The 24,738-nt window shown below is 60.6% G+C and carries 25 protein-coding genes and 1 riboswitch; of the genes, 12 read left to right on the top strand and 13 right to left on the bottom strand.

The annotated features are described in order from the left end of the window. Positions 1-68: 68 nt before the first annotated feature. Positions 69-590 carry a hypothetical protein gene (locus V8J81_RS01220; protein ID WP_368473932.1) on the top strand — a complete coding sequence of 174 codons (522 nt, stop codon included), beginning with the start codon at positions 69-71 and terminating at the stop codon, positions 588-590. A gap of 6 nt (positions 591-596) precedes the next feature. On the opposite strand, the gene V8J81_RS01215 is transcribed toward V8J81_RS01220, so the two are convergent. The 4 genes from V8J81_RS01215 to V8J81_RS01200 form a co-directional block, all read right to left on the bottom strand. After that, positions 597-1,067 carry a DUF427 domain-containing protein gene (locus tag V8J81_RS01215; RefSeq protein ID WP_368473931.1) on the bottom strand — a complete coding sequence of 157 codons (471 nt, stop codon included), beginning with the start codon at positions 1,065-1,067 and terminating at the stop codon, positions 597-599. Positions 1,068-1,181: 114 nt separating this feature from the next. Continuing rightward, positions 1,182-3,575, bottom strand: coding sequence for a glycosyl hydrolase family 28-related protein (locus V8J81_RS01210; RefSeq protein ID WP_368473930.1), 2,394 nt, complete (start codon positions 3,573-3,575; stop codon positions 1,182-1,184). Between the two features lie 200 nt (positions 3,576-3,775). After that, the gene (locus V8J81_RS01205; RefSeq protein WP_368473929.1) at positions 3,776-4,219 is read right to left on the bottom strand and encodes a DUF4864 domain-containing protein; all 444 of its coding nucleotides are present in this window, start codon (positions 4,217-4,219) and stop codon (positions 3,776-3,778) included. 91 nt (positions 4,220-4,310) lie between these two features. Continuing rightward, on the bottom strand, positions 4,311-5,957 hold the full coding sequence (locus tag V8J81_RS01200) for a lysine--tRNA ligase (RefSeq protein ID WP_368473928.1): 1,647 nt from the start codon (positions 5,955-5,957) through the stop codon (positions 4,311-4,313). 97 nt (positions 5,958-6,054) lie between these two features. Here V8J81_RS01200 and V8J81_RS01195 point away from each other — a divergent pair, with 97 nt between their 5' ends. Both V8J81_RS01195 and V8J81_RS01190 read left to right on the top strand, forming a co-directional pair. Next, positions 6,055-6,471 carry a tellurite resistance TerB family protein gene (locus V8J81_RS01195; protein ID WP_368473927.1) on the top strand — a complete coding sequence of 139 codons (417 nt, stop codon included), beginning with the start codon at positions 6,055-6,057 and terminating at the stop codon, positions 6,469-6,471. A gap of 134 nt (positions 6,472-6,605) precedes the next feature. Beyond that, complete coding sequence (locus tag V8J81_RS01190) at positions 6,606-7,304, top strand: penicillin-binding transpeptidase domain-containing protein (protein WP_368473926.1); 699 nt, start codon at positions 6,606-6,608, stop codon at positions 7,302-7,304. Here V8J81_RS01190 and V8J81_RS01185 read toward each other — a convergent pair. Next, the gene (locus V8J81_RS01185; RefSeq protein WP_368473925.1) at positions 7,301-7,840 is read right to left on the bottom strand and encodes a gamma-glutamylcyclotransferase family protein; all 540 of its coding nucleotides are present in this window, start codon (positions 7,838-7,840) and stop codon (positions 7,301-7,303) included. The genes V8J81_RS01190 and V8J81_RS01185 overlap by 4 nt on opposite strands. Before the next feature lie 74 nt (positions 7,841-7,914). Next, positions 7,915-8,016: riboswitch (glycine riboswitch) on the top strand. 140 nt (positions 8,017-8,156) lie between these two features. On the opposite strand from V8J81_RS01185, the gene gcvT reads away from it, so the two are divergent. Genes gcvT through gcvP form a run of 3 tightly spaced genes read left to right on the top strand, consistent with a single transcriptional unit; the run spans position 8,157 to position 12,511 of the window. Beyond that, positions 8,157-9,275, top strand: coding sequence for a glycine cleavage system aminomethyltransferase GcvT (gcvT, locus tag V8J81_RS01180; protein WP_368473924.1), 1,119 nt, complete (start codon positions 8,157-8,159; stop codon positions 9,273-9,275). Continuing rightward, the gene (gene gcvH / locus V8J81_RS01175; protein ID WP_368473923.1) at positions 9,272-9,634 is read left to right on the top strand and encodes a glycine cleavage system protein GcvH; all 363 of its coding nucleotides are present in this window, start codon (positions 9,272-9,274) and stop codon (positions 9,632-9,634) included. Before gcvT ends, gcvH begins: the two co-directional genes overlap by 4 nt. Before the next feature lie 39 nt (positions 9,635-9,673). Beyond that, complete coding sequence (gcvP, locus tag V8J81_RS01170; RefSeq protein ID WP_368473922.1) at positions 9,674-12,511, top strand: aminomethyl-transferring glycine dehydrogenase; 2,838 nt, start codon at positions 9,674-9,676, stop codon at positions 12,509-12,511. 110 nt (positions 12,512-12,621) lie between these two features. Here the strand turns inward: gcvP and V8J81_RS01165 are convergent, their stop codons facing one another. Then, complete coding sequence (locus V8J81_RS01165; protein ID WP_368473921.1) at positions 12,622-13,161, bottom strand: DUF4329 domain-containing protein; 540 nt, start codon at positions 13,159-13,161, stop codon at positions 12,622-12,624. A gap of 144 nt (positions 13,162-13,305) precedes the next feature. Here V8J81_RS01165 and V8J81_RS01160 point away from each other — a divergent pair, with 144 nt between their 5' ends. Together V8J81_RS01160 and V8J81_RS01155 are read left to right on the top strand one after the other, a co-directional pair. Continuing rightward, a complete protein-coding gene (locus tag V8J81_RS01160; RefSeq protein WP_368473920.1) occupies positions 13,306-13,491 on the top strand; it encodes a hypothetical protein in 186 nt (61 codons plus the stop codon). Positions 13,492-14,097: 606 nt separating this feature from the next. Further along, the gene (locus V8J81_RS01155; protein ID WP_368473919.1) at positions 14,098-14,301 is read left to right on the top strand and encodes a dodecin family protein; all 204 of its coding nucleotides are present in this window, start codon (positions 14,098-14,100) and stop codon (positions 14,299-14,301) included. 67 nt (positions 14,302-14,368) lie between these two features. Here the strand turns inward: V8J81_RS01155 and V8J81_RS01150 are convergent, their stop codons facing one another. From V8J81_RS01150 to V8J81_RS01130, 5 genes are all read right to left on the bottom strand, one after another. Further along, a complete protein-coding gene (locus V8J81_RS01150; protein WP_368473918.1) occupies positions 14,369-14,575 on the bottom strand; it encodes a cold-shock protein in 207 nt (68 codons plus the stop codon). Between the two features lie 301 nt (positions 14,576-14,876). Further along, positions 14,877-15,329, bottom strand: coding sequence for a hypothetical protein (locus V8J81_RS01145; protein WP_368473917.1), 453 nt, complete (start codon positions 15,327-15,329; stop codon positions 14,877-14,879). Between the two features lie 241 nt (positions 15,330-15,570). Then, positions 15,571-16,377: a hypothetical protein gene (locus tag V8J81_RS01140; RefSeq protein ID WP_368473916.1), complete on the bottom strand. Its 807-nt coding sequence runs from the start codon at positions 16,375-16,377 to the stop codon at positions 15,571-15,573. 111 nt (positions 16,378-16,488) lie between these two features. Further along, positions 16,489-18,144: an energy-dependent translational throttle protein EttA gene (gene ettA / locus V8J81_RS01135; RefSeq protein ID WP_368473915.1), complete on the bottom strand. Its 1,656-nt coding sequence runs from the start codon at positions 18,142-18,144 to the stop codon at positions 16,489-16,491. An 81-nt stretch (positions 18,145-18,225) separates the two neighbouring features. After that, complete coding sequence (locus V8J81_RS01130; protein ID WP_368473914.1) at positions 18,226-20,070, bottom strand: putative bifunctional diguanylate cyclase/phosphodiesterase; 1,845 nt, start codon at positions 20,068-20,070, stop codon at positions 18,226-18,228. Positions 20,071-20,609: 539 nt separating this feature from the next. Here V8J81_RS01130 and V8J81_RS01125 point away from each other — a divergent pair. Continuing rightward, entirely contained in the window at positions 20,610-20,819 is a 210-nt protein-coding gene (locus V8J81_RS01125; protein ID WP_368473913.1) for a hypothetical protein, read from the top strand. An 85-nt stretch (positions 20,820-20,904) separates the two neighbouring features. After that, complete coding sequence (locus tag V8J81_RS01120) at positions 20,905-21,504, top strand: nicotinate-nucleotide adenylyltransferase (RefSeq protein ID WP_368473912.1); 600 nt, start codon at positions 20,905-20,907, stop codon at positions 21,502-21,504. Here V8J81_RS01120 and V8J81_RS01115 read toward each other — a convergent pair. Continuing rightward, entirely contained in the window at positions 21,501-22,343 is an 843-nt protein-coding gene (locus tag V8J81_RS01115; RefSeq protein WP_368473911.1) for a DMT family transporter, read from the bottom strand. The genes V8J81_RS01120 and V8J81_RS01115 overlap by 4 nt on opposite strands. A 215-nt stretch (positions 22,344-22,558) precedes the next feature. On the opposite strand from V8J81_RS01115, the gene dacB reads away from it, so the two are divergent. Both dacB and V8J81_RS01105 read left to right on the top strand, forming a co-directional pair. Further along, positions 22,559-23,959: a D-alanyl-D-alanine carboxypeptidase/D-alanyl-D-alanine endopeptidase gene (dacB, locus tag V8J81_RS01110; protein ID WP_368473910.1), complete on the top strand. Its 1,401-nt coding sequence runs from the start codon at positions 22,559-22,561 to the stop codon at positions 23,957-23,959. A gap of 47 nt (positions 23,960-24,006) precedes the next feature. Beyond that, a complete protein-coding gene (locus tag V8J81_RS01105) occupies positions 24,007-24,495 on the top strand; it encodes a GNAT family N-acetyltransferase (RefSeq protein WP_368473909.1) in 489 nt (162 codons plus the stop codon). A gap of 12 nt (positions 24,496-24,507) precedes the next feature. On the opposite strand, the gene V8J81_RS01100 is transcribed toward V8J81_RS01105, so the two are convergent. Continuing rightward, positions 24,508-24,696, bottom strand: a complete 189-nt coding sequence (locus tag V8J81_RS01100) for a PLD nuclease N-terminal domain-containing protein (RefSeq protein ID WP_368473908.1) — start codon at positions 24,694-24,696, stop codon at positions 24,508-24,510. Positions 24,697-24,738 lie beyond the last annotated feature (42 nt).

The raw sequence follows: 24,738 nt of genomic DNA, 5'->3' as shown, positions 1-24,738 counted from the left end.
ACTCACGTCAACTTTGAACGCACATCACGGCGTAGGCAGGTCGAAAAATCCGTGCCATGATTCGCTTCATGAGTGAGGATTTCATCGACCCCAGTCTTGTCGGCATCTGGCTTCTTCCCGGACAGCCGCAAACCTACGAGATTTCGGAGACCGGCGACTACCTGATTGGTGAGCCGGACGAGCCCCTGTGCTTCGAAGACGGCGGCCGCACCATGAAGTGGGGCGAGCGCCGGTTTGAGCGCGCCTCGGACCATGGCGTCGGTCTGATAGGAACATGGATCGAGAAGGACACCGGGGACGCATGGGATTTCACCGATGATCAGGCCGTTACGATCCTGACGGGCGACGAAATGCTGATCTCGGGCATCTGGGCCCTGCGTGATCAGGGACGTCGCCTGTGGCATTGCGAAAAGCGCGCGGTGGTGACGACGGACGGCGCACATCTTGAGTTCGATTTCTTCGGTGGGGAAACGGCGCGCTACGGCTATTCCGTCAGCGGCGATGTGCTGAGCCTGCTGGACCCTGAGACCTGGACGGAACTGACCCGCTACATCAACTCAGACCTCTATCTGGAAACCATCGCCAGCTAAGGCCGATCACCAGTGCAGCGTTCCAACCGCGCCCTTGATGCGGCCGGTCAGGTTGGGCGTCACCCATCCGCCGTAGAAATCCCCGGGCTGCGGTTGCACCTTGATTTGTCCAACAAAAGCCTCGTCAAGGGAGGTGGCGTAGAAGGCAAGATGGTCGCGGATTGGATCAAACCGAGCAGTGGGTGCGGGGTAGGCCCAGGCTGCGTTGTTGGATCGCCGCCCGTTGACCACCAGATCGAAATAGACCGCCCTACCCTTCCATTCGCAAAACGTCTCACGGTTGGACGGAACCAGCGCCGACATCACCACATCTGACGGCGGAATGTAGTAGGTGGGCGCGTGGTGCGTTTCCAACACGCGAAAGCCGGCCTCGGTATCGGCAACGGGCAGTCCCGCGAAAATCGCGCGCAACCTCTGCCCTGCAGGTTCCAACGCCGGAGGGCGCGGATAGGATTGGACATCTTCGACAGGCAGCATGGTGTTCCCTTTCGCCGCCACCTAGCGCGACGGGCCCACAAGGAAAAGCCCCCGGACCCGAAGCGTGTGGCCCGGGGGCTTGCCCGCCCCTATGTTGTCAGTCAGTTGGCCGCGTCAGTTATCGCAGCGCGCCGTCACAAAGACCGATCCGCGTAAGGGCTGCGACCATCCGATCCGCAGGCTGGTGCCGCCTGTGCCTTGGAAGCCTTGGGTCCACGGCGCCTCAAACTGGGCCACGTTAGAGCCATTGCGCACCGGGCCATCGGGCATGACAGACAGACCGTATTTCACCGGCGCACCGAAAGGCGTGTAGCCCGACATATCCACCACCCATGTCTGGGTCGCCGTATTCTCCGTCGCGCGAATGTAGCATGGGTTTTCGGTCCGCTTGACGATGCCGTGGAACGTGTTGCTGTCGAATTGCAGATCCGCCGTCCGGTTCAAGTCCAACGGGGCAATACTGTCATCCACACCCTCGACCTGCTCCAGCTGCGCGCCGTTCGTTTTCTTGAACAGGTTGCCGGTGATCGACAGGCCGTTAATGAAATGATCATCGCCAAAAGGCTTGATCGCGATGAACCGCATCCATGGCGCCGTGTTTGTGGCGAAGAAGATGTTGCCCTGAATCGACAGGCCGTGGAACGACAGGCCGCCCGTGAAATCCGGCGTCGGGTCCTTTTCGTTCGTCCATTCCACATAGCAATTGTCGACGTAATTGCCGTGGAAGGTCAGCTTGGCATTCGCATCCGCAATCACCAGTCCGGGCGAGCGGACGCCTTCGACGATCCCATCACCTTGGAAAAAGTGGTTGCCGGTGATGATGTTGCCCGAGCCCGAAATGACCCCGAAATGCAGGAACTTGTTGGCGCGATTGTCGCGGATCTTGCAGTCGGACGAGTTGATGTTGAAGCAAATCGACTTTCGGTCCGGAACGTTCAGCGTCTGCTCGTTCGACAGGAACTGGCACCGGTCGATCTGCATCCCCTGACAGCCTTCGTCGGCGGACGTGATCGCGCGATCCTTTGGGCCGGTGAAGAAACAATCCTGAATCTGGAAGACCAATCCATCAAGCGGCAGCATGATGGCCGAGCATTGGCCACCTCCAAGAAACTCCACATCCGAGATGATGAAGCGTTGCAGGTTCAGCCAGCCGATGAAGTCCAGCATGTATTTGAACCGGGTGAACGTATAGGTCTGGTTCGAAGGTGCGGCGCAAAGCGGCGACGAGATCGTGATTTTGTTTTGCGCCGCATTGGTTGCCGATACGTAGACCTCACGCCCGACACCCTGTGGGGCGGTCACGAGAGAGCCGACAGGGATCGAGTCGGCGTTCGATACGCCCGTGATCTCAAAGGGGTTGGAAGAGGACCAGGCACCCGAGCGCGTGTTCACCTCATCCTGCCAGTTGCTGGACGATGCAGCCACGAATTGCCCGTTCCGAATGACGCGCCGGTTGGCATAGGTGTTTCGGTTGCCGACAATGGCTTGAATATCGAGCGGCTCATCCAGCGTGATACGGCGCCCGCACAGATCAAACGCCTCGAATTCGGATTGATTGAAGAGCTGTTGCAGGCCCTTTTTCAGGCCCAGCACCTCATCCCCGAAACACTCCGCGTAGCCATCAAGATCGAAGTTCTGATCCAGCGCGACGCGGACCGTATCCGGCGCCACAATGCGCCCCTCGAACCGGGCAGGGTTGGTGAACGTGACGTTCGAGCCGATGTAGTAGTCACCCGCGGGCACCAGCACTTCGCGCCCATTCGCAGCCGCATCGGCGGCAGCAATGGCGGCGCGGTCGTCGGTGGTTCCGTCACCCACGGCACCGTAGTCGCGGATGTCGACCCAATCCATCAGCTTGCGGTGGAAGGCAGAGGTCACATCCTCGACGGTAATGGACTCAATGCGCACCTGTCCGCCGTTGGGCCCGGTCAGGTCCAGCCCGACATGTGCGTAGGTCGGGCCAGTGCCCCAAGCCATGTCCACCCCGCCCCGGTCGCCAGTGCCGAGAATGGCCGTCACAGTTACGATGGAGCCATAGGCAGAGATATCGACGGAAGGCCCAAACTCTTCCAGCCCCGAGACGTAAGTGTTTGAGGCATTGCCGGGCCACGCGCCAATGCGCACATCCGGCAGATTGCCCGAAAGCACCTTCACCCGCGCCGAAACGCGCAAGTAAGTACCGGGAATGATGGGGGTTTGTGACATGTAGCGGATGCGCGTCGTCGCCTCCGCCTTCAGGATCTCCAGGCAATCGCCGAAGTCCGCGTCTGCTGCGACAAGGGCGGCGTTGGGGGCAGTGGCCCATGTGTCGCTGCCCGGCGTGCCATCTTGGCGCGACCAGACGCCAAGGCCATCGGAAAATGGCGGTGGCATCAGGATAAGGCCGTCCGTGATCACCTGGTTCATGTCGTACCCCTTCATTCGCGCGGGGGCTGGCACATGCCATGGCCCACCTTGCGTGTCATCCATCGACCGGACAGGGGCAACCGAGGCGCCTGTTACGGTCACCTCGGTTGTTTGCAATGTCTGTAAAACGGCCCAAGACCGGCTGACTGGGACAGCCACATGCCTTGGATTGCCCCGCCATCTTTACGCCCGAAGGGTTAAGCGGGTGTTAACAGGGCCCAAAAAATTGAGCGTTCACACAGGGCGCAATGCGGGACGGCGGGAGGGGCGACGGCATCAGCCGAACTTCTCTTGTCAGGCCCTCACGCCCCGAAGGTCGGTGCATCCAACACCTGCACACCATTGATCCGCCAGCCGTTTTCCGTCTCGACCATGGCGTAGCCAAGGTAGTGCAAAGTGCCGTTCTGGTCGATGACCTCGACCCGCTGAACGATCAATCCGCCAAGCTGTTGCAGGTCAATGAAATTGACCTCGCCGGGGTTCCAAACCATCGGATAGCCTTGCCGCACCATGGTCCCAAACCGCTCCGGGCTACCGAAAAGGCCCTGAATATTGGGGCTCGCAAATTCCCATGCTTCTAGCACATCCTCCGCCCGGAAAGCGTCGAACTGGCCGCCGATAACAGCCTCAATATCCGGGTTTGGCGACAAAACCTCTTGCGCCTGAGCCGGGCGCAGGGCGAGGGCATTGGCCACAACGGCAAGGCTGAGCGCGAGAAAAACAGAAAGGGCGATGGCACGGAGCATAGGGCTTCTCCTTTGGGTATGTCATTCCACTGCCCCAAAAGGGGCAGCTGGTTCCATTGCCCAAAGACACGTAGCCCGCGCCGGAAAAGTTTCAGCCCAAAAGTTTGCCGACCAATCCATCCCGGATCAGCGCCTTGGTCTCATCAATGCCATAGAGCGCGATGAACCCGCCGAAGCGCGGGCCCTGCGATGCGCCCATCAGCACTTCATAAAGGCCAGAGAACCACGCGCGCAGCGGGTCAAATCCGTGGGTCTTTCCGATCGCGAATACGATGCTTTGCAGGAATTCATCGTCCTGCCAGTTGACCTCCGGCAGGGGCGCATCCTTGCCCTCCTGCGCATTCTTACGCGCGATCACATCCAGCGCCTTGTCCGCATCGCCAAGGCAGGCGATCAGCTCTTCCATCGCGCCGCGTTCCTGATCCGTCGGTGCGCGGAAGGTGCGCGTCGGTTTAACGAAATCATTGTAGTAGCGAATGGCAAAGCCCGCGGCCTGATCCAGATCCGGGTTCTTCTCAGGGCTCGCATCCGGCGCATAACGGTTGATGAAACCCCATAGCTTCTCCTTCTCCTCAGCTGCCGACACACTGACCAGGTTCAGAAGCATCGCAAACGGCACCACCATGGTGGAGGCCGGCACATTGTGCCCATGGATATGGAACACCGGATTGGCCAGGCGTTGCGCATCATCTTGCCCCGCATAGGCCCGTAGCTGCTGATGGTACTCGTCCACAGCCTTCGGGATCACATCGAAATACAGCCGCTTCGCCGTCTTCGGCTTGCCGAACATGAAATAGCTAAGGCTCTCGGTCGAGGCATAAGACAGCCATTCATCAATACTGATCCCGTTGCCCGATGACTTCGAAATCTTCTGGCCGTTCTCATCGAGGAACAGCTCGTAGTTATACGTCACCGGTGCTGGCTGACCCAGGATTTCGCAGATGCGACTGTAGATCGGCGTGTTGGTCGAATGATCCTTACCATACATCTCGAAATCGACGCCAAGCGCCGCCCAACGCGCGCCGAAATCTGGCTTCCACTGCAACTTCACATTGCCGCCCGTCACCGGCAGCGTCCATTCGCGGCCGTCTTCGTCATCGAAAGTGACGGTGTAGTCGGTGGCATTGACCTCCTTCATCGGCACATACATCACCCGACCCGTTTCCGGGTGGATCGGCAAGAAAATCGAATAGGTCTGCTGACGTTCTTCGCGCAGGGACTTCAGCATCACCTTCATGATGTCATCATACCGCTCAACCGCGCGCTTCAGCGTGTCGTCGAACTTGCCGGTTTTGTAGAACTCGGTCGCGCTTATGAATTCGTACTCGAACCCGAACGTATCCAGGAACCGCCGGAGCATAGCGTTGTTGTGCTCACCAAAGCTGTCGTGCGTCCCAAACGGGTCGGGCACAGACGTCAGCGGCTTTTGCAAATGCTCGGCCAAAGCCTCCTGGTTCGGCACATTACCCGGCACCTTCCGCATCCCGTCCATATCGTCCGAGAAGGAAATTAGTTTCGTGGGAATATCACTCAGAACCTCAAACGCACGGCGCACCATTGTAGTCCGCAACACTTCGCCGAACGTCCCGATATGGGGCAAGCCCGACGGCCCATAGCCCGTCTCGAACAGCACATAACCCTTCTCGGGCGGGCCATCCTTGTAGCGTTCCAGCACGCGGCGTGCCTCTTCAAAGGCCCAGGCCTTAGAATTCATCGCAACGTCACGCAAATCGCTCATATCATCTGTCCTGAAATCGGCGGGATGGCAGGCACCTATTGTTTACCGCCGGTGGCGTCAATAAATGTTGCCAAAGGCAGGACACGGAGCGCGCTAAATGACTGATCATTCCTTCACCCCCGAAGATTCCCTTGTGGCCGTGATGGTCGGCATCTCGGTGTCTGACGCGACGATCCGCACGTCCGAGCTTTTGTCGATCGAGCAGATCGTGAACTTCCTGCCCGTCTTCGGCAGCTATGACGCCGACCGGATGCGACGGATTGCGAACATCGTCTTCGACCTGTTCGAAGAGGAAGATGGCCTCGACGCGCTGTTCGGGCTTGTGAAAGAGGACCTGCCTGAACCGCTATACGAGACGGCATATGCCCTGGCATGCGACGTGGCTGCCGCCGATGGTGCAATTGCGCAAGCGGAACTGCGGTTTCTGGAAGAGCTGCGCCATGCCCTCGACATCGACCGCCTTCATGCCGCCGCCATCGAACGGGGCGCGCGCGCGCGGCACATGACGCTTTGACCACTGCGCGCCTGACGCGACGCGCAACCTTGATCGGAGCCTCCGCTTTGGGGGCATCCGTGGCGCTTCCGATACGCGCTCAATCACCCATGGTTCTGCCCCGTGCGGCTGACATTCCTGCTAGCACGGCCTTTATGGCGACTGATCTTGCGACGGGTCAAAACTGGGTGTTGGAAGACAGCGACATCGACACCCGCCGCGCGCCCTATTCCACCTTCAAGATCCCTAACCTTCTGATTGCATTGGAAACAGGGGTTGAGGCCTCATTGGACTCAACACGGGCTTGGGACCAATCCCGGCGACCGGCGCTGCGATGGTGGCCAGACACATGGCAACGTGACCACAGTTTGCGAACCGCCTTCCGCGACTCGGTCGTCTGGTACTTCCGCGACATCGCGTTGGAGGTGGGGGATGCCACCTATCGTAACCTGCTTTCCGATTGGTCCTATGGGAACGCAAACGTCCCGGACGGAAGCGATGATTTCTGGCTGACGGGCGCGCTCCAGATTTCTGTTGCCGAACAGGTTGGTTTCCTCAGCGCATTGCTTCGGGGCGATCTGGGCCTGTCAGACGCGGCACGCATCGCCTTGGTCGAGGCCGCACGGACCGAGCAACGCGGCGACGTCACCTTACATGGCAAAACCGGCGGTGGATTTGGGTACGAGGGCGGCGGCGCCGAAGGGTGGTATGTGGGTTTTCTGACAAGAACGGACGCGGCTCCCCTGGCCTTTGCGCTCTACCTCAATGGCGCGACGTGGGTTTCCATTCGGGACGCAAGGCGCGTCCTGTCAGAGCGCCTATTGCAGGAGGCCGGTTTCTGGCCGGACTCCTAGCGAATACGGCGCAGGTTCTCGTCCACAAAGGCGCGCTCATCCATCGTCAAAACGGTGGCGCGCGGATAGATTGGATCATCCCGATCATCAACGATCGGCAGGTGCCAACCCGTTGTCGTGTCGAAGAAATTAAGCGCTCCGGCCTCGCCAAATTCGCTCAAATATCCCTGAATGACAGTGTCGAGGTAACTCAACAGGATCGGGTGCTCACCCACATCGGCATGGGTGGGTTCGACTGCGTAGATTTGCACCAAAGGCTCCACCGGTTTTCCGTGGCCAAACGGTACAACCGGATGGCGTGCATAGGCGCGCTCACGTTCATCTAAAGCCGCCCAATCCGCGCCCGGTACGGCGGCGATCAGCCCTGATATCTCACTCTCCGAATCGGGCACCGCCGTGAGGAACGCGACCTCGCGCAATCGCGTCCCCTGCCAGGCCCGGCGCCAGCCCTTCACTCGCGCTTGCGCCGCGTCCGGATAGGCATGGGTTTGACGGTTTACGAGGCTGCCATAGCCAAAGAAATAAGGATCGCTCATGCCCTTCCAATGGGGCAATTGAGGGCTTCTATCAATCCCTCTTGATCCTTGCCAAACCGGATGTATGCTTTCGCATGCAACCATAGGGAGACTCTTGGGCGTGCCGTTGGCGCACCCTCGGGCCGAAGGAGCAACCGCCCCGGTAATCTCTCAGGCAAAAGGACCTGTGGTGGCACGCACATACTCTGGAGAGTGAGGGCTCACACCCTCCGCCGAAGGGATAACGATCTCAGGCCAAAGGACAGAGGGGGCATCGTTTCGCACCGTTCGCGGTGTGCAGGTGATGCCGGGCATATCGTCCCGGAGAAGGGACAAAATGGACGGGGTTTGCAATCCGAAGGCTTTGCCGCTGGCCGCTCTGCATGAGGAGCTTGGCGCAAAGTTCGTGCCCTTCGCGGGCTGGTCGATGCCGGTGCAATATGGCCTGGGCGTCATGGGCGAGCATAACTGGACTCGCGAAAATGCGGGCCTGTTCGACGTCTCGCACATGGGGCAGGTCATGCTGCCTGCAACAGCGGACGCCGCGTTGGAGGCGCTGGTGCCCGTCGATGTGATTGGTTTGGCCGAGGGCCGCCAGCGGTACGGGTACTTCACCAATGCCTCAGGCGGCGTTCTGGACGATCTGATGATCGCCCGGGTGCCCGACGGGCTGTTTCTGGTGGTCAATGCGGCCTGCCGCGATGCGGATATTGCCCATCTGCGGGCGCATATCGACGGTGTGGAGGAAATTGAAGGCCGCGCGCTCTTGGCCCTGCAAGGCCCCAAGGCGGAAGGCGCATTGTCGGTGCTGATCCCGGCTGTGGCAGATATGCGGTTCATGGACAGTCAGCGCCATGATTGGAACGGGGTTGAGCTTTGGATCAGCCGGTCAGGTTACACCGGCGAGGATGGGTTCGAGATTTCGGTGCCTGATATAGTGGCAGAAGACTTTGCCCGCACCCTTCTGGCCGATGAACGCGTGCAGCCCATCGGCCTTGGCGCCCGAGACAGTCTGCGGCTTGAGGCAGGGCTGCCCCTCTATGGGCAGGAGATGTCCGAAGAGATAAGCCCAATCGAAGCGGGGCAGGCTTGGGCCATCACCAAGGTGCGCCGCGCTGGTGGCGACCGTGCGGGCGGTTTTCCCGGGGCCGATACGATCCTGAACCAGATTGCAAACGGCCCGGTTCGCCGCCGCGCCGGCCTATTACCCGAAGGCCGCGCGCCCATGCGCACCGGCGTCGAGATTTTCGACAGCCCGGACGCCACAACCCCCATCGGCATCGTCACATCCGGCGGTTTCGGCCCGACGCTCGGCGCGCCGATTGCCCTTGCGCTGATCGACGCCGCAACGCCCCCCGACGCCCCCCTGTGGGGCGAGGTGCGCGGCAAGCGTCTGCCTGTCACTCAAACCACCCTGCCCTTTACCCCGAATGGCTACAAACGGAGTTCCAAATGAAATTCACCGAAGACCATGAATGGCTGCTGGCCGATGGCGACACAATCACCGTGGGAATCACCCCCCACGCCTCCGAACAACTCGGCGATGTCGTCTTTGTGGAACTGCCTGAGCTTGAGACGCAGGTCGCCAAAGGCGACGAGATCGTGGTGATCGAATCCGTCAAGGCAGCCTCCGACATCACCGCGCCGCTGGATGGTGAGATTGTGGAGGTCAACGACGCCCTCGTCGATAACCCTGCTCTCGTGAACGAGGACCCGACCGGCGAGGCCTGGTTCTTCAAGATCAAGGTCGAGGATCCTTCCGCGCTCGACGCGTTCATGACCGAGGATGAGTACAAGGATCACATCGGCGAATGACGCCGATCAAAATCTTATACAAGATTTTTGGAGCACCCTATGCCCTGGACGACAATCGACTACAACCCGACCGATTTCGCAAACCGCCGCCATATCGGGCCTTCACCTGCCGAGATGGAGGATATGTTGCAAGCCGTTGGGGCGGAAAGCCTTGATGCGCTAATCGACGAGACGGTCCCAGCCGCGATCCGTCAGGAGGCCCCGCTCGATTGGCCCGCCTTGTCCGAGGCCGCGCTGCTTGAGCACATGCGCGGACTGGCGACGAAGAACAAACCGATGACCTCGATGATCGGGCAGGGCTACTACAACACCCACACCCCGCCTGCGATCCAGCGCAACGTGCTTGAAAACCCCGCTTGGTACACCGCCTACACCCCCTACCAGCCCGAGATTGCGCAGGGGCGGCTTGAGGCGCTGTTGAACTTCCAGACCTTGGTAGCCGATCTGACCGGCCTGCCCGTTGCCAACGCTTCCCTACTGGACGAGGCCACAGCGGCGGCTGAGGCGATGGTGATGGCCAAGCGGGTTGCGAAATCGAAAGCGGACGGCTTCTTCGTGGATGAAAATTGTCATCCGCAGACCATCGCCGTGATCGAAACGCGCGCGGCACCTTTGGGAATTCGTGTCGATGTGGGGCAGGTCGATACGCTCGACCCCACCTCCGTCTTCGGCGCGGTCCTGCAATATCCCGGCACCTATGGCCAACTGACCGACCCGAGCGCGACCATTGCGGCCCTGCACGACGCGAAGGCACTGGCCATCCTCGCCACCGATCTACTGGCGCTCACTCTTATACAAGAACCTGGCGCCATGGATGCAGATATCGCCGTTGGGTCCGCGCAACGTTTTGGCGTGCCGCTTGGCTATGGCGGACCCCATGCCGCTTTCATGGCCTGCCGCGACGCCTATAAGCGCAACATGCCGGGCCGGATCGTCGGCGTCAGCGTCGACAGCCACGGCCAAAAAGCCTTCCGCCTGTCGCTCCAAACCCGCGAGCAGCACATTCGCCGCGAAAAGGCGACGTCCAACGTCTGTACGGCGCAGGCCCTGCTGGCCGTCATGGCCAGCTTCTATGCCGTCTTCCACGGGCCGAAGGGACTGCGCGCGATTGCGGAACAGGTGCACTTGCGCACAACGCGGCTGGCAGCCTCGCTGAAGGCGGGTGGCTATGCGCCCGAGAATGACAACTTCTTCGACACGCTCACCGTGCATGTCGGCCACAAGCAATCGCGCATCATGGCCGCCGCCGTGGCCCGGGGCATCAACCTGCGTGACGTGGGCAGCGACCGGATCGGGATCAGCGTGGATGAAACCACCACGGACGCCCATATCGAGGCCGTCTGTCGAGCCTTCGGCGTGCTCGTCGCGCCCGACACCCGCACACCTGCGATCCCGGATGCGCTTTTGCGCACGTCCGACTACCTCACCCATCCGATCTTTCACATGAACCGCGCCGAGTCCGAGATGATGCGCTACATGCGCCGCCTGTCGGACCGCGATCTGGCGCTGGACCGCGCGATGATCCCGCTCGGCTCCTGCACCATGAAGCTCAATGCAGCAGTCGAGATGATGCCGATCACATGGCCTGAATTCGGCGGCCTGCACCCCTTCGCCCCTGCCGATCAGGCCGAAGGCTATGCGGAGATGCTGGAGGATCTATCGGCAAAGCTGTGTGACATCACCGGCTATGACGCCATGTCGATGCAGCCGAACTCGGGCGCACAGGGCGAATATGCCGGTCTTCTGACCATTGCCGCCTACCACCGCGCCAATGACGATGGGCACCGCAATATCTGCCTGATCCCGCTTAGCGCCCACGGCACCAACCCTGCTTCGGCGCAGATGGCGGGGATGCAGGTTGTCGTGGTGAAGGCCGCTGAGAACGGCGATATCGACCTAGAGGATTTCCGTGCCAAGGCGGAGGCGGCGGGCGATAACCTTGCCGCATGCATGATCACCTACCCCTCCACCCATGGCGTGTTCGAAGAGACAGTGCGCGAAGTCTGCGACATCACCCATGAATTCGGCGGGCAGGTCTACCTCGACGGGGCCAACTTGAACGCTATGGTCGGCCTGTCGAAGCCGGGCGATCTGGGATCGGACGTCAGCCACCTCAACCTGCACAAGACCTTCTGCATCCCCCACGGGGGCGGCGGGCCGGGCATGGGCCCCATCGGTGTGAAGGCGCATTTGGCCCCGCATCTTCCAGGCCACCCGGAAAGCGGCGGCTCCGAAGGGCCAGTGAGCGCCGCGCCTTACGGTTCGGCTTCGATCCTGCCGATTTCCTACGCCTACATCCATCTGATGGGCGGCGAAGGCATCACGCAGGCCACAAAGGTTGCGATCCTGAATGGCAACTACATCGCGAAGCGGCTGGAGCGGGACTATGACGTTCTGTTCAAAGGCCGGACGGGCCGCGTGGCGCATGAGTGCATCCTCGACACCCGCCCCTTTGCCGAGGCTGGCGTGACCGTCGATGATATCGCCAAGCGCCTGATGGACCATGGCTTCCACGCTCCGACGATGAGCTGGCCCGTTGCCGGAACGCTGATGGTGGAACCGACGGAGTCGGAAACGAAGGCCGAGTTGGACCGCTTCATCACGGCGATGCAGGCCATCCGCGCCGAGATTGCGGATATCGAGGGCGGGAATATGGCGGCAGAGGCCAGCCCTCTGCACCACGCACCGCACACGATGGAGGACCTGATCCGCGATTGGGACCGCGCCTATAGCCGCGAACAGGGCTGTTTCCCGCCCGGTGCATTCCGGGTCGACAAATACTGGCCGCCGGTCAACCGCGTGGACAATGTGGCCGGCGACCGAAACCTCGTTTGCACCTGCCCACCGGTGGAGGAATATCTCGACGCGGCGGAGTAGGCACCGAGAGGCCGATCTTGGTTATTGAAAAGTAAACAAGATCGGCTTCTTCGTTTTCGATCAGATATTTAACCCTCGTGTGCAACCTTGCACAGACATCGTATCCGCGTTCAACGCGACCGCCCGAACCGCGTATAGAGGCCATCGAGCGTGTAGGTCTCAGCCACCGGCCCATGCTCTTCCGGGAAGAAATTTGGATCCTCAGGCAGACAACTACGGCCACAGACCTGCGTCATCGTCCCGGTCGTGCCGTTGACGTACCAAAGGCGCCCGCCGGGCGTGCCGACCCAACCGTTCACGCCAAATCGCATATCGCCTTCAACGTCCTGGATCGACGGAACTTCCCCATCATATCCACGGCCCCAGGCCGCATGGGTGTGCCAGGAAGAAACCGCGCGCATCCCAGGTTCAAGCGGCATCGACGCGCAGCTAGCCTCCCCGCCCCACGACGCCTTGGTCGAGGAATAATTGCCTTCATTGTCTTGCAGAATGAACCCGCAGACTTCCCGGTTGAAGGTAACGGAAAGCCTGTTCATCTGCTCCATCAAACCCATCACGAATTCCGTTTCGCGGGCATCCTGTGCCTGAGCGGCGGGGCCAAGGGTCACGACAGTGGCGAACGCGGCCAGAGCGGTAAAGAGCTTACGCATGGTTCAGGGGGCTCCTATGCGGGTAATTTGAAAGAAGGTTAGCGGAGAACTGGGGGCAAGCAACGCGAAAGATCGCGGCTTTGGGCTGGAAACCGGGGGAACATGCCCTACGGTTGCCTCAGTAGTGAATTTTGGAGACGTGGCATGGCCAGCATGGAAGAAAAGATGAAGTCTCGCATGGATAAGATGATCCAGGGCACATCGATTGAGCGTATCAGCGACGACGAGGATGTGCGCGAATGGCTCCTTTTCGGACGCATGGCGATGATTTTCACGCTCTGGGCGGCGATGATCTCAGCAGTGGCCTTGGTGATCTCCGTCAGGTTCTGAGCGTGCCTTTGGAACGCTAACCTGAATATGCGGCCCACCACGCGGCTATTCGCTGGGAAAGTCCAGCGTTTGAACCCGCAAGACGTTCAGCCGCTTTAGATCGCAGCCCAATCCGTGAAGCGATACGGGGTTGGACGCGGCTTGCGCTGTTGCTTCGGTGTTGTGTGACGCGGTGTCATGGCACGGCTCCTTTCATCCTTCAATATAAGTCCGAAAGGTTAAAGAGTCTGTGGGTGTTCCACTGACTTGACAGCCATGTGTAGGTCCGTGAACGCGGCTTCAGATGGCGGCCCAGTCCGTGAATTTGAACGGGATGGGTGCGGGGCGTCCAGGGATTGGATTGGCGGGGCGGCGGGGCTGTGCGGGGCGTTTCATATCTTTGATCCAATGGGTTGTGTTTCGAATGCCCACAGGATCGACCCGTCCGCTTCCGCCACACAATATCGGCGCGCTGATATTGGATATCCGGTGCGGCTTCCTCCCCTATTTTCAGGTGCTTGGCGAAGAATGGCCTATGCGTGCACGATTGCGCGGGATTTGGCGCACGCATGCTAAAGTCGCACTTGGGGGCTCGAATCCCCCGGGAAATGACCAAGGGAGAGAGACATGAGCGTAGCCCGAGTGACCGAAATCATCGCGTCGTCGAAGAAGAGCTTTGAGGATGCCACCGAAAAAGGAATCGACCGTGCCTGCAAAACGCTGAAAGGCGTGCAGGGGGCGTGGGTTCAGGACCAGAAGGTGACGGTGAAGGACGGCAAGATCGACGAATACCGGGTGACTCTGAAAGTCACGTTTGTGCTGGAAGACTGAAGCTCAGGCACAAAAAAAGGCGCGTCCGGGATCGGGCGCGCCATGCTTTTGGTTCAAAGCCTGTGGCTTAGACGAGCGTCAGGTTAACCGCGCTCTCGCGGCCATCACGGCCGGCTTCCAGGTCGTAGGTGACCTTCTGGTTGTCGGCGAGGCCGGTCAGGCCGGAACGCTCAACAGCAGAGATGTGCACAAACACGTCCTTGCCGCCTTCTTCCGGTGCGATGAAGCCGAAGCCTTTGGTGGTGTTGAACCATTTCACAGTGCCGTTGGCCATCTGTGTATCTCCTCAAGTTTAAACCCGCCCGCGTGCATGCGGCGGTATGGCGTCAGTTGGGTAGCAGATCGAGACTGAGGCCTTGGTAGAGGAGACAGCGGACGAGATGCGGTAACGGTCGCGAGGCTGATATGGGGCGGATCGGGCGGGAAAGCAAGGGAAATGAGACCGATCGGCGGAATGGAGCCGAGGGGGTTTCAAGGTTGCAACCTGGGGTTAAGTAGCTGTTTTTATTATAATTACGGGATTTTGCTAAGAGTTTGGTAAGGATTTGCCAGCCGTTTTTCGGGTGGGTTGCGCCTCAATCGTGCACATCGAACACCAAAGGCGCGCCCGCGGAGCCGCAGGTATGGGCACAGTTCCCGGCATATTGGCCGGTCTGGGTGAAGCGGATGTAGACGACCTCCATCCGGCCGGGGATGGCCTCGAATTCCAGCGCCAGTTGCGGGAAGGACATGTCGTAGATCAGGTCCATCGCCATGATTTGCAGGGCGATGAGGGTATCGACGGGGAGGGAGAGGCGGCCGTCGGTGAGGGGCGCATCGTCGGTGCTCCATGCGCCGGACTGGGCGCGGAGGGAGATGCTGAGGTCGGGGTTCTCGCCGGTCTGTTCCGTGATGCTGGCGTCGGGGTCGGTGAAGAGGATCTGGAGCGCCTCGTTGAGGGCGTTGATGTCGTCGGCGAGGGTGGGGGTTTCGGCGTGGGCCGGGTGGGTGAGGGTCAGGGCGAGGAGGAATGGGGTGAGGATGCGCATCCGGTCAGCGTAGTTGATGTAGTTCGGTGTGCAATCGCAACGTTCATTTGGCCGCGCCAAGGCCGGTTAACAGCCGCGCAGCGGCCCCGCCATCGACGGGCCTACCCCGGGCCCGGCGATTTGGTTGGGCTTGGTGCTTCGTTGATGGGGAGTGGTGGGGTGGCTGGGATAAAGTGCCATGAACTGAGGTTCGGATCGCCGCGCCCAGGCCCGTCGATGGCGGGAACCCCTAGCTAAGCGACTACAAACCCACGGGATTGCCTTCAGAATCCTCATAGAGTTTTCTGAAGTCTAGCACACTCGATTTTGTGCTATCATCGTTTAAGGCCACTCCGGCAAATCCAAACGCAAGTACCCCGCGATAAAAGTAATTCCGTAGATCCCTTTCATGAGCTGGGCAAAAAGGATTTTCAGGCCACACGTTTGTAACGAGGCGTCTTTTTGCGGGGTCAAACATTTCAACAATGTGCTCAGCACTGCCATGTACATAACCGGAAATCGCAAAACTAAGAGCAAGACTCGCATTGCTTCCTGTAAACGGGTCGCCCCCACTGGCCGGGTGTTGCGAGATATAGTTTAAGATATTCTTCCGGTTGGGCGTATCGTGTCCCTTCACTCGGACCCCTGATCGGAAATTTTTAGCGGAATTTTCTTCTGCGAAAAACGCTTCCAAGAAACGATGCAAGAGCGGTGGTTGCTCCTCTTCGAGTTGCGCCAACGTTAGGAAAGTGACGTCGTCCTGAAATTCGTTGACCATTCGGCATATCGCCGCCTGCTCTTGCAGCAACCCGGCTGACCAAAGGTAAGTAGATGCCCGAAGGCCGCTGACGATGCGAGCAAGCCGCAGAACCAATGCGATTTGCGGAGTCTTTTCTGGGTACCGATAGGCGACCGCCCCCTCAATCCGTATCTTGGTTGGTTGTGGAATGAGCTTTTCGAGCCAATAGAGGCGATCATCCATCCAATTCAGTGTATCGGCAAATAGGCTTTGCATAGCAGCTGTTCCCAGTTGACTTTCTTTCAGTCGAACACGCTTTGGCTGTCGCATTCCACATTGGCGGCTGCGATTGCAAATTCTCTTCAAATCAACCGGGTGCCGCCCGCGGGTTTGAGGATCAAACCCGCTTTAGCGCACTGTGACAGTCGCCGTTGGCGACTGTCACCGCACAAACTTCTTGTGCTTCAACCGCTTCGGCTCGAGCGCGTCCGGGCCAAGCCGCCGCTTCTTGTCTTCCTCGTAAGCCGAGAAATCGCCTTCGAACCATTCGACATGGGCCTCGCCTTCGAACGCGAGGATGTGCGTGCACAGGCGGTCGAGGAAAAACCGGTCGTGGGAGATGATGACGGCGCAGCCGGCGAAGTCGCTGAGCGCGTCTTCGAGGGCGCGGAGGGTTTCGACGTCGAGGTCGTTGGTGGGCTCGTCGAGCAGCAGAACGTTACCGCCCGATTTCAGCAGTTTCGCCATGTGGACGCGGTTGCGTTCGCCGCCGGATAGCAGGCCGACCTTCTTCTGCTGATCGCCGCCCTTGAAGTTGAAGGTGGAGCAATAGGCGCGGGAGTTGATTTGGGCGTCGCCCAGTTCGATGATCTCGGCGCCGCCAGTGATCTCCTCCCACACGGTGGCGTCGGGGTTCAGGGCGTCGCGGCTTTGGTCGACATAGGAGAGGTCAACCGTGTCGCCGTATTCCAGCGTGCCATCGTCGGGCTGTTCCTGCCCGGTGAGCATGCGGAAGAGCGTGGATTTGCCTGCGCCATTGGGGCCGATGACGCCGACGATGCCGCCGGGAGGCAGCGCGAAGGTAAGGTCTTCGATCAGGAGGCGGTCGCCGTAGCCCTTCTTGAGGTTGTTGACCTCGATCACCTTGGAGCCGAGGCGGGGGCCGTTGGGTATGACGATCTGGGCGCGGGTGAGTTTTTCGCGCTCGGACTGTGCGGCCAGATCTTCATAGGCGTTGATCCGGGCCTTTTGCTTGGCCTGACGGGCCTTGGCGCCCTGGCGGATCCATTCGAGCTCGCGTTCGAGGGTCTTCTGGCGGGATTTGTCTTCGCGCGCTTCTTGCTCAAGCCGCTTGGCCTTCTGTTCGAGCCAGGCGGAGTAGTTGCCCTCGTAAGGGATGCCGCGGCCGCGGTCGAGTTCGAGGATCCAGCCGGTGATGTCGTCGAGGAAGTAGCGGTCGTGGGTGACGATCAGGATGGTACCCTTGTAGTCGATCAGGTGCTGCTGAAGCCATGCGATGGTTTCGGCGTCGAGGTGGTTGGTGGGCTCGTCGAGCAGCAGCATGTCGGGCGCTTCGAGGAGGAGTTTGCAGAGCGCGACGCGGCGGCGTTCGCCACCGGAAAGGGTCTCAACCGGTGCGTCATCGGGGGGGCAGCGGAGGGCTTCCATGGCGACATCGATCTGGCTGTCGAGGTCCCAGAGGTTGTGGGAGTCGATCTCATCCTGGAGGGCGGCCATTTCATCGGCGGTCTCGTCGGAATAGTTCATGGCCAGTTCGTTGAAGCGGTCGAGCTTGGCTTTCTTTTCAGCGACGCCGAGCATGACGTTATCGCGGACGGAGAGGGTTTCGTCGAGTTGCGGCTCCTGTGGAAGGTAGCCGACCTTGGCGCCCTCGGCGGCCCATGCTTCGCCGGTGAAGTCCTTGTCGAGGCCGGCCATGATTTTCATCAGCGTTGATTTGCCCGCGCCGTTCACGCCGACGACGCCGATTTTCACGCCGGGCAGGAACGACAGGCGGATGTTTTCGAAGCATTTCTTGCCGCCGGGATAGGTCTTTGAGACACCATCCATGTGATAGACGTATTGATAGGCTGCCATGGGTCCGCTCCGCGTGTGGAATTCGTTTGGCCCTGCATAGTAGGGCGCGCGGGGATGGGCAATGCGGTGGGGTGCGAGGCGTCAGGCGCTTTGGGCGAAGCGGTCATGCTCGGACAGGATCGTGATTTCGGCCCCTTGTTCCACGAAGTCGATTAGCGCCGCGCGTGACATGGGTCGGGCAATACCGAAGCCTTGCAGGCGGTAGCAGCCGTGTTTGAGGAGAAATTCGGCTTGTTCGCGGGTTTCTATGCCTTCGGCAAGCGTGCCGACGCCGAGGGTGTGGCACAGGCGCAGAATGGATGTGGTGATGATGCGGGCGGAGCGTTCGGACGTGACGTTGGCGATCAGGCTGCGGTCGAGTTTGACGCCGCTGACATTGAGTTGGCCAAGATGGGCGAGGCCGGCATAGCCGACGCCGAAATCGTCGAGATAGACGGTGTAGCCCTTCTCACGCAGTTGGTTGATGCGGGCGGCGGCGACGCTGTCCGTGGTGTCGGCGCCGAAGAAGGTCGTCTCCAGAACCTCGGCGATCATGTGGTCGGGGGAGAGGTTGGCGATCCGCGCCTCCTCCTCCAGCCGAGTAAGGAAGTCGGGGTGGGCCAAAGCCTCGGACGAGGTGTTGAAGGCGCCCAGTATCTTGTGGCCGCGGGCCCTGAGATCAGCCACGAGCGAGGCGGTGGCGCGGACTGCGGCGAAATCGACATCAGTCATCCGATTGATGCGGGCGGCGAAGGGAAGGAAACGGTCCGGGGGCACTCTTTCACCATTGGTGCGGGTCCATCGGGCCAGGGTCTCAAAGGAACGGATCTTGCCAGTGCGGCCGTCGAGGATGGGCTGATGCTGGAAGGTGATCCCATCATTGTCGAGCGCATCGACGAACTCTTCCATCATCGCATTCTCGTGCACCTGACGCTCGTGCAGGTCGGCGTCATAACGCGCAATGGACGGTGCGCCGGGTACTTTGGCCTCGTAGAGGGCGAAATCGGCGGAGCGTATCAGGTCTTCGGCGGTGATCGGGGCGCCCTCCCCCAAGGCGAGGCCGATGGAGGCGTTGCATGTCAGAGTCGTTTCATAAACGTCGATTGGGGTGCGGATACGTTCCAGCAAATTGTCCGCCAGCACCTGAAGTGTGTCAAAATCGGCGATGCCGGGAATGGCCATGACAAATTCATCGCCACCCATACGACAGTTGATCGCGTCGCCACTCCCGGCAGCCTTCATGGCTTCAGCGACGTGGATGAGGATTTGGTCACCAACGGCGTGGCCATTGCTGTCGTTGATCGCCTTGAAGTGATCGAGGTCGATGCAAATGAGACCCATTTGGCGATCCCGCGCGCTTGGGCGACCCAACACCTCATCCGCACGGCGCAAAAACGCTGCGCGGTTCAGCAAGCCTGTCAGCGCATCGTGGTCGGCGGCATGGGTCAGGAAGGTCTTGGCATCTTCCAACTCGGACTCGCGTTGGACTTGCTGGGTGACATCTCGGGACACAAGAACAACACGTTGCTCGCCCGGCCTAGGCTCAACAACAGCCTGACTGAATTCGTGCCAGAAGCGCTCTCCGTTCTTCCGAATATTGGGATGGCGATGAAAGGTTTTGAACGTGTCGTCATTTGGGTCAAAGCGAAAGGCTTCGATCTGTTTTCGTGAGGGTTTTTGTTGCGGGGGAAAACAGAATTCCTGGGGCTTGCGGCCCACAATCTCTTCAAGGTCATAGCCCATGGTTCGGCAATACGAACTGTTGGCCCAGATAATGCGGGCTTCCATATCCTGATAAAGCAGGCCGTCATTGGCGTGCTGTGCAACGGCCCGAAAGATCGCTTCGTCTGCTGCAACATCATCAAGTGCTTTTTCGATTTCCTCCAACGCAATCTGCGCTCTTCGGGCGGCCGTGATCTTGGTGCGCAGGAGTGCAAAGGTAATCAATAAAAGAACAACCAGGGCGCTTTCCACTGCGACAAACACACTGAGCCATTGGGTGGCCACGGACTCCGCAAAGTTGAAACCGCCAAAAAAATTCTCAATCGCTTGCACGGATTCCGACCTGCTCTAACACCTTGTTCGGCACCGTAAGCGCAGTCGCGCCAAGCAACGGTTAACAGGTTGATGCAGCATCCGAATTTCTTCTTAGAACTTTACTTAAGCCCTATTCGCGCGTGAGATGGTGAGCATCCGCCGATCACAAGCCGACACGATTTTTTTGTGGACCGACTCTGCCGGGCCTTGTTATGCGAGCGTTACCGAAACCCGGAAGGAGCCTGTCATGGCTATCTCTTGTCTCTTTGGAATGCGCCCGGTGGGCGTAGCACTCGCCCCCTAGGGCGCGGCCAAGAGACGGGTTGTTCTGACAATCCATCCCACAGGCCGCCCGCGACGCGGCCTTTCTTTTTGCTTCGGTATCTCTACCCAAATCGCAATCTGTCTGTCCCTTCGTGCGGCGGCTTTCCCTACAAAAGGAAAGACCCATGCAGACGAAAGCACGTTTCAACCCCCTGACCCTGTTGCGCCGGTTCCAAGGTTGGCTGATCCGGCCCTTTGACGAAACGCAGATCAAGCCCAAGGATACGGATATCCCCGATTATCTGCGGCGTGATGTCGGCCTGCCGCCGCATCATCGAAAGGTGCAGCAGCGGACCGGTGACCCGCCCACGCGGGATCCCTTCAGGCTGTTATAGCTTTGGGGCGGTGGGGCGTGGTTGATTGACAGGCCCGCCCTGCCGCCCCATCAAGGCGCGCGTTTTTCGTGGGAGAGCGCGCGTGATGCGCCATGAGATGCCCTTTGCGATGCCCGGCCAGGTGATTGGCCTGTTCGGCGGGTCTTTTGATCCGCCGCACGAGGGGCATGTGCATGTCAGCCGAGAGGCGTTGAAGCGGTTCGGGCTGGATCGGGTTTGGTGGTTGGTTTCGCCTGGGAATCCGTTGAAAGCGCATGGCCCTGCCCCGTTGGAGCGGCGGATGGCGGCGGCACGCGGGGTGATCCGGCATCCCCGCGTTATGGCGACTGATATCGAGGCGCTGATCGGGACACGGTATACGGCGGAGACGCTTGGCGCCTTGCAGGCGCTTTACCCCGGTGTTCGATTTGTCTGGCTGATGGGCGCGGATAATCTGGCGCAATTCCATCGCTGGCAGCACTGGGACTGGATCATGGAGCATGTGCCGATTGGCGTGCTGGCGCGGCCTGGGCAGCGGATTTCGGCACGGACCAGCGTGGCCGCACAACGTTATCGGGATGCGAAACTACCGGCGAGTGCCGCGCGCCTGTTGGGGCGGGCGGAGGCGCCAGCCTGGTGTTTCCTCAATGTGCCGATGCGAGATGTCTCCTCATCGGCGATCCGCGCGCGCGGGGAATGGGGTTAGGTCCGCTTGCCGACCAGGCCCGCAAGTCCGGAGATCAGCAGGATGGCGAGACCTCCGAGGGCGATAGAGTCTGGAAAGTCGCCGAAGAAAAACGCGCCGAAGACCGTCGCCCAGATCAGTTGGGTGTAGACAAAGGGCGCCATGCGGCTGGCCTCGGCCCGGCGATAGGCGAGGATGAGCAAGAAATTTCCGGCCATGGAGCAGAAGGCAGAGGCGAAGGTCAGCCCCGCGATTTCTGGTGTTAGGGGCGGAATGGCGGTGAGGCCGAGGGGCGCGAGGACAAGCGCGCCAATGGCCAGTTGCGACAGGAGTAACGCGCGGGGACGTGCAATGCCGCCGATCCAGCGGCTCATCACCAGGTAGGCGCCATAGAAAAGCCCCGCGAGCACCGCAAATCCGAGGCCGGGCGTCATGCCGAAGCCCGGTTTCACGACGAGGATGACGCCAACAAACCCGAGGCAGACCAGGCCAAGGCGGAGGGCCGAGAACGGTTCGCGCAAAAGCCAGACAGACAGGAGCCATGAGATGATGGGCCCTACGAAGAATGCGCCGAAGACGTTGGCGATGGGCTCGGTCCTGAGTGCCGTCAGGATCGAGGTGATGCCGCCCACGATGAAGAGTGCGCGCAGCCAGACGCGCCAGTCGAGAAAGAGTCGAGGTGCGAGGGCGTTGAGCGCGAAGGGCGCGATCATCAGCGCGCCAAGGGCAAAGCGACTCCACGCCACAAAGACCGGGGCAGCCCCCGCTTGTGTGAGTACCTTGCCGGCTGCATCACCCGCCGGGATCAGCGCCATGGCGAGCAACATGAGGGGCAATGCGCGGAGGGTGTTTTTGTCCATGCATGGGGAGGTATCCGCAAAGGTCAAGGCAGGGAACCCTAACGGAGAATTCACGATAACCTGTCCTTTCAGGGGCTTGAGCGCCGCTGCGTCCGCGCGGTATCCTGTGAGTAACTGCCAAACGACACGAAACCATGATTAACAGACGGATCTTTGCCAGCGGGCTTCTTGCAAGCACCGCGACCGCCGCGTGGGGTGCCGCACCTGAAAGGTCCTTGAGACCGCAGCTGCGCCCGACCGGATTCCTGATCCGCACGATCCCCGAAGCCGCCGATCTGATCCGCGATGCGAACCTTGGCGGGCGCGTGGGATTTGCCGTGGCCGATGCCGCAACGGGCGAGATGCTGGAGGTGGTCAATCCGCTCTATCCCCTGCCGCCTGCCTCGGTCGCAAAGGCTGTGACGTGCGCCTATGCGCTAGACCGCGTGGGGCCTGCGCACCGGTTCCGCACGCGCATCGTCTCGGACGGGGTTTTGGCGGACGGACGGCTGGATGGGGACTTGTGGCTTGTGGGCTCGGGCGACCCGATTTTCGACACCGATGCGCTGGCCGGAATGTGTGCCCAACTGACCGAAATGGGCGTGCGTGAGGTGACGGGGCGGTTCCGGGTGGCCACCGGCGCCCTGCCCGAGATTTGGCAGATCGATCCTGCACAGCTACCGCATGTGGGGTATAACCCGGCGATCTCGGCCCTGAACCTGAACTTCAACCGCGTCCATTTCGAGTGGGAACGGGTGGGTGAGGATTACACAATTTCGATGGACGCGCGTTCGGCCAGTTTGCGCCCGGCTGTGCAGGTCGCGCGGATGCAGATCGCGGAGCGGACGACGCCCGTTTACACCTATTCGGATGCCGACAGTCACGACGCCTGGACCGTCGCGCGCGGTGCCTTGGGTGATGCCGGTGCGCGCTGGCTTCCGGTGCGCCGACCCGCCGCTTACATGGCCGAAGTTTTCCAGACACTGATGGCGGAACAGGGTGTCCGCCTGCCCTCCCCCGAATACGCACGGAGCGCGCCCGATACGGCGCTGGTTCTGGTCGAGCATTCCTCCGATCCCCTGGAGGATATTCTGCGCGGGATGATGCGTTGGTCGACCAACCTGACGGCGGAAGTGATGGGGCTGATGGCCACGCAAGCTGGGGGCACGCAACCAGCTGGCCTGACCGAATCGGGTACGGCCATGGCGCAGTGGATGGCGGACCGGATGGGCGCGCGGAATGTCCATTTCGTGGATCATTCCGGCCTCGGTGTCGGAAGCCGCATCCGGCCACAGGACATGACCCGCGCGCTGATCGCCGCCGGGCCGACCAGCCGCTTGCGAGATCTGATGAAAGATATCCCGATGCGCGACGGCGACGGGAACGTGATCGAGGATCATCCGGTTGAGGTTGTCGCCAAGACGGGCACACTCAACTTCGTCTCGACACTTGCGGGATATGCCCGCGCGCCGTCGGGCCGTGATTTGGCCTTCACGATCTTCTGCGCCGATCTCGACCGGCGTGACGCAATCCCCGAGGATCAACGCGAGCGCCCGCAAGGGACGCGCACATACAACCGTGCGGCCAAACGCCTGCAGCAGGCTTTGGTGGAACGCTGGAGCACGGTCTACGCGTGAGCGCCGCGCACTACAGTTTCCGCCCTGCCACATTAGACGACCTGCCCATGTTGACCGCGTGGCAAGCCCTCCCCCATGTGGCGGAATGGTGGGATGATGAGCCGGTTTTCGATGCGGATGATTTGGACGACCCGCGCCTGTCGTTGAACGTGGTGTCATGCGACGGCACGCCGTTCGCGTTTCAGCAGACCTATTCCGTCAAAGGGTGGGAGTTCGAACATCATTTCGGCCACTTCCCCGAAGGTGCGCGGGGGATCGACCAGTTCATCGGCCCAACGGACTGGCTTGGGAAAGGCCATGGCAGCGGGTTCATCATGTCGAGCGTCGCGCGGATGTTTTCGGATGGCGTGCCGGTCGTAGCCACCGACCCGCACCCAGGCAATACCCGCGCGATCCGGGCCTATGAGAAGGCAGGGTTTCAGGCGCATGGGCCGGTGATGGACACGCAATGGGGTCTGATTTTGCCGATGAGCGTATGGGTAGCCCCCCCCCGTGACACAAAAAGGCCACCCGCATGGGGTGGCCCTGTGAGTTAGACTTCGCTGGCGTCACACGTTGACGCTGCTGCCGCCTTTGGGGCCTGCGATCAGCCAGGCGATGAAGCCCAGGACCGGCAGGATCAGGATGACGAGCGTCCAGATGAGTTTTGCGCCCGTCGATGCAGCGGATGTCCAGGTTTTGAACAGTGCGTAGATGTTGGCGATCAGAACGATCAAGCCGATAATGCCATATTCCATTGGTCTTCCCTCCGGTTTGTGTGTCTTGGGGAGAGAACAACC

The organism is Gymnodinialimonas sp. 202GB13-11 (genome assembly GCF_040932485.1).
GTDB classification, from domain to species: domain Bacteria; phylum Pseudomonadota; class Alphaproteobacteria; order Rhodobacterales; family Rhodobacteraceae; genus Gymnodinialimonas; species Gymnodinialimonas hymeniacidonis.
The sequence above is the reverse complement of the archived record's forward strand: the minus strand, read 5'-3'. Positions and strand labels throughout refer to the sequence as shown.